Below are 4,038 nucleotides of genomic sequence, written 5' to 3'. Positions count from 1 at the left end.
TTGGTCCAGAGCATCCCGAAGACCAAACTCGGCCAATTGCTCGACGAATCCTTCCAGGGCTTCAACGGTTCCGGTTACGACCTGGGATCACTGATCGATTCCTCACAGATACTGTCCAGAGACGCCAACGGCGTCGTCGATCGCACCCGAGCCCTCACCGAAGACACCGGGCCGCTGCTGGATACCCAGGCGCGCACCACGGATTCGATCAGGACGTGGGCGCGTAGCTTCGCCGGTATTTCGGATGTGTTGGTGGACAACGATTCCCACTTCCGCACCATCCTGCAAACCGGTCCCGACACTGCGAACGAAGCGTCGCGGCTTCTCGAACAGATCAAACCGACGCTGCCGGTGTTGCTCGCCAACCTGACCACCATCGGGCAGATCGGCGTCACCTACCACCCCTCGATCGAGCAGTTGCTGGTGTTGCTGCCGTCGGCGGTTGCTATCGAGCAGGCCGCCGCGGCGCCAAACCATCCCGAGGGTACGGCCCAGGGCGACTTCGCGCTCACGATCGACGATCCACCCATTTGCACGGTCGGCTTCATGCCTCCCAACACGTGGCGGTCCCCGGACGACCTCACCGACATCGACACACCGGACGGGTTGTATTGCAAGCTCCCGCAGGATTCGCCGCTCTCGGTTCGGGGTGCCCGCAACTATCCCTGCATGGGGCACCCGGGCAAGCGCGCGCCCACCGTCGAAATCTGCAACAGCGACAAGCCGTTCATGCCGCTGGCGATGCGCCAGCACGTCCTCGGCCCCTACCCACTGGACCCCAACTTGCTCTCCCAGGGCATCCCGCCGGATGACCGGATTACCACCAACGACAGAATCTTCGCCCCGGTCGAGGGAACGCCGCTGCCGCCGGGGGCGGTGCCGCGCGGCGCCCCTGCGGGGCCGCGGGGAGAAGTTCCACCGCCGGGCACGGTTGGAGCCGCCGTTCCGCCGATGCCGTCGTCGGGTCCCTCGCTACCCATGTCGAGAATGTCGGCAGACCTTCCGCCCGTGGCGCCACTGGACGTCCCCGCACCGGGGGAACTTCCCGCGCCGCCACCACCGCCCGCCCCCGCGCCACCGGATCAGGTCGACGGTGCACAGCCCCAGGCGGCGCCAAGCTCGTTCGGAGGCAAGGCATCTAAGCCCGCGCCGTCGGTCGCGGTGGCCAAGTACGATCCGCGCACCGGGCGGTATGTCGGCCCGGACGGGAAGCTGTACCAGCAGTCGGATCTCATTGCCGCGAAAGCGCCCAAGACCTGGCAGGACATGCTGCCCACCTGAAGCCGCGCCCCGAAGCGGTCGGAGAGGGCGGGCAACGAAGCTACGAACGCGCGGTCAGCTGAGCTGGTCCAGGCGTAGCGGCATCGTGATGTCGAGCCACTGGTTCTGCCCGCAGGCACCGCTCGGGCCGATCGTCTTGTCCTTGCCGGAGAGGGTCGACGTCCCGAGTTGATATCCACCGTATTGGTTCACCGGATAGAAAAAGAAGGTCTGCTGCCCGGAGTACGCGGTACCGTCCTCGCACCGCTCCCAGTTCGGCACTTCGCGTTTGACCTTCCACATCTCCCCGTCATTCATATAGAGGGGCGCGCTCCAGCCCTGGTCGCTGGTCACCGTGCCGTGGCATTCCTGAAACGTGGTGCATGACGAGCTGATCGTCCACGTCTGGATGACCGTCGGCTCGCCAAAGTACTGATCGTTCCTCTGGGCCCAGTCGCCGATGGACGTGGCGCGGAACGTCCCGTTGATGGCCACCTCTTCCTTGGTTGTCGCCCGGGCTACGGATGCCGTGCCCAAACCGCCGAATACGGTGGCAGCGACCAGCGTTGCGGTGGTGAGTGTTCGAACTGAACGCATCAGGTGCTCCTCGACGGGGATGAACCGACAGTGCCTACGGCAGTTTTTCGGCACCGGTAGCGGCGTTCTCGCGGATGAGAATAACACCGGCGCCGGCGACCGGGAACCGATTGAACCAAATGGCAGCGGTCACGACAGTGGATCCAACTTCGAGATCAGCCAGGAACCCTTGACTTTCGTCAACGTCACCCGGGCGGCGCTCGCGGTCGTCTGCGGTTCCGGCTTCTCCTTGCTGGTGGCGGTCTGGTTGATGAACACCAGCACGACGGCTGAATCCGGGTGCAACTCCGAAACGGCGGCACGCACCACCTTGGCCGTCTCCGTGACCCGCTTCTGCTGTGCCAGGGCCGCGATCTGTTCGGTGAACTTGATGTAGTAGGCGAGGAAATCACCGGTGAGATATGACTGCGCCTTGGCGAAATCACGGTTGAGGCTGTCGGGAGCGTACGACAGCACGGCCACGGAACCTTCCGACGCGGCCTGGATTGCCCGGTGTGCCGCCGCGTCGCCGACCTGCTGATCCGGCCGGTACAGAACGAAGAACAGACTGAGGGCGACGCCCACCGCGGTAGCGACCAACGCTGTCGCGACTATGGAACGCCACCTCGCCAACCACCGGCGGATCCAGCGCTTGGTCGTGGCCGGTCCGTCGGTGCGAGCCGATCCAGGGGAAGCGGGTGGCGACCCGATCTCGTCTGACGGCGTGGTTTCCAGGCCGCCCAGCGACGAGCCATGCTCGACAGTCATTGCAGGAAATCGACTTTCGACATTTTGAGCTGACCGCCGTCGCGCGTCAGGTCAACGCTGATCCGCAACGCGACCGTCGGCCGTTTGGTGTTGTCTGCATTGGTGACATCGGATTTCGCCGCGACAAGCACGACCCCGTGATCGTCGCTCATCGACTCGACGGCGACGGCTTCGACGGTGCCCTTGCTGCTTACCTTCGATTCCTCCGCCTGCTTGGCCCTGAGGCCTGACATCGCCGACAGTTGGCTCTTGAAGTCGCCCGTGGAGTTGTCGATCATGCGCTGGAAGTCGTCCTTGACATGGTTGGCGTCAACCGACAGCAGCGCCGTGACCCCGTGCCGGGCCGCGGCAGTGAACTCGGCCGCGAGCTGTTGCTTGTGCACGGTGGTGCGGTGCTGCCACACGATGTAACCGCTCGCCGCGAGCGAAGCGGAGGCGAGCATGATGCCGATGCCGGCCGCGATCGTCTTACGCTCCGGGCGTCGAAGCCAACGAGGCCGCCTCGGGCGTCGGAGCCACCGTAGCCGCGCCCGGGCCGACTTTGCGGGGCGCCCCTTCACACCTTGGGAGGCGTCGTCGGCGTCCCCGGTTGCGGCCCGGCGCAGTGTCAAGAGGCGTGCGCGAGCCGCCTCGGCGCGCGCTTCAGCCTCGGCAACTTCGTCGTGGGTGTCCACTTCCGAGACAGGCGCTATGGCGCCGACGGTCGACTGCCGTTCGTCGGGATCGGTCACGCTCGCCGCGTCGCCATGGTCGGCGTCGGGCCCCTCCGGATCGTGCACGGAGAATGAGCTTATCACTTCCGTCCGGCCGCAACGGCGTCGTCGCGCTGCGGCAATCGTGGCTCTCACATGCGGAAATGCTTACCCGTCGGCGAACGCGGCGGAGTGGGTCGGGGTGGCCCGGCGCCGACGGCTGTCCGGTTGAGGTGATCTTCTCCAACCAGGAGAATTTTCTTTTCAGATGTGGCACAGTAATCGGGTGCGATTCCTGGTGGCAGTGGCTGCCGCGTTGCTCGGCGTCGGTGTGCTCGCGGCGCCGCCATCGTTTGCCGGGCCGACCGTCTGCGACTACCCCGCCTGCACCCCGGGCATCATGCCGCATCAGGTGTTGGGCGCGCCGTGTGACAACACCACCTACTACGCCTTCGGTGTCGACGACGGTTTCGTTCCCCCCGCCTCGCAGCCCGGACGGCTGATGTTCTGCGGCTCGCCGAGGAAATACCAGCCGCGATGGTTCCGGTCACCGCCAATGGCGGGAGTCAAGAACGAAAACGCCGATTGCCAGAATTACCAGAACTACGTCGCGCAGGCGCCCGACGGCCTATTGCTGATCTGCTACGCCCACGACGGCATTTTGAGCTGGATCCGCGCCGACTCGTAGCCGCGCCGTTTCCGTTCAGCCGCGATTACGTTGGTCAGGGGCACTCGGGGTCTT

At 65.4% G+C, this 4,038-nt stretch carries 5 protein-coding genes; 2 read left to right on the top strand and 3 right to left on the bottom strand.

The features are described from left to right. Positions 1-1,281, top strand: a 1,281-nt coding sequence (locus Q0W90_RS23610) for a mammalian cell entry protein (protein ID WP_297777009.1), incomplete at its 5' end; no start/stop codon positions are given. A 54-nt stretch (positions 1,282-1,335) separates the two neighbouring features. Here Q0W90_RS23610 and Q0W90_RS23605 read toward each other — a convergent pair. The 3 genes from Q0W90_RS23605 to Q0W90_RS23595 form a co-directional block, all read right to left on the bottom strand. Next, entirely contained in the window at positions 1,336-1,857 is a 522-nt protein-coding gene (locus tag Q0W90_RS23605; protein WP_297596530.1) for a hypothetical protein, read from the bottom strand. Between the two features lie 129 nt (positions 1,858-1,986). Continuing rightward, positions 1,987-2,604 (bottom strand): hypothetical protein, encoded by a 618-nt coding sequence (locus Q0W90_RS23600; RefSeq protein WP_297596532.1) that lies wholly within the window; start codon positions 2,602-2,604, stop codon positions 1,987-1,989. After that, complete coding sequence (locus tag Q0W90_RS23595) at positions 2,601-3,383, bottom strand: hypothetical protein (protein ID WP_297777007.1); 783 nt, start codon at positions 3,381-3,383, stop codon at positions 2,601-2,603. Before Q0W90_RS23595 ends, Q0W90_RS23600 begins: the two co-directional genes overlap by 4 nt. Positions 3,384-3,564: 181 nt before the next feature. On the opposite strand from Q0W90_RS23595, the gene Q0W90_RS23590 reads away from it, so the two are divergent. Then, positions 3,565-3,984 carry a hypothetical protein gene (locus tag Q0W90_RS23590; RefSeq protein WP_297777006.1) on the top strand — a complete coding sequence of 140 codons (420 nt, stop codon included), beginning with the start codon at positions 3,565-3,567 and terminating at the stop codon, positions 3,982-3,984. Positions 3,985-4,038: the final 54 nt, after the last annotated feature.

This window comes from Mycobacterium sp., assembly GCF_025933915.1.
In the GTDB taxonomy this organism is placed as follows: Bacteria; Actinomycetota; Actinomycetes; order Mycobacteriales; family Mycobacteriaceae; genus Mycobacterium.
The sequence above is the reverse complement of the archived record's forward strand: the minus strand, read 5'-3'. Positions and strand labels throughout refer to the sequence as shown.

Coding starts and splice junctions, on each gene's coding strand:
- Q0W90_RS23605 (WP_297596530.1), bottom strand. CDS start 1,857: ATGCGTTCAGTTCGAACACTCACCACCGCAACGCTGGTCGCTGCCACC.
- Q0W90_RS23600 (WP_297596532.1), bottom strand. CDS start 2,604: ATGACTGTCGAGCATGGCTCGTCGCTGGGCGGCCTGGAAACCACGCCG.
- Q0W90_RS23590 (WP_297777006.1), top strand. CDS start 3,565: ATGTGGCACAGTAATCGGGTGCGATTCCTGGTGGCAGTGGCTGCCGCG.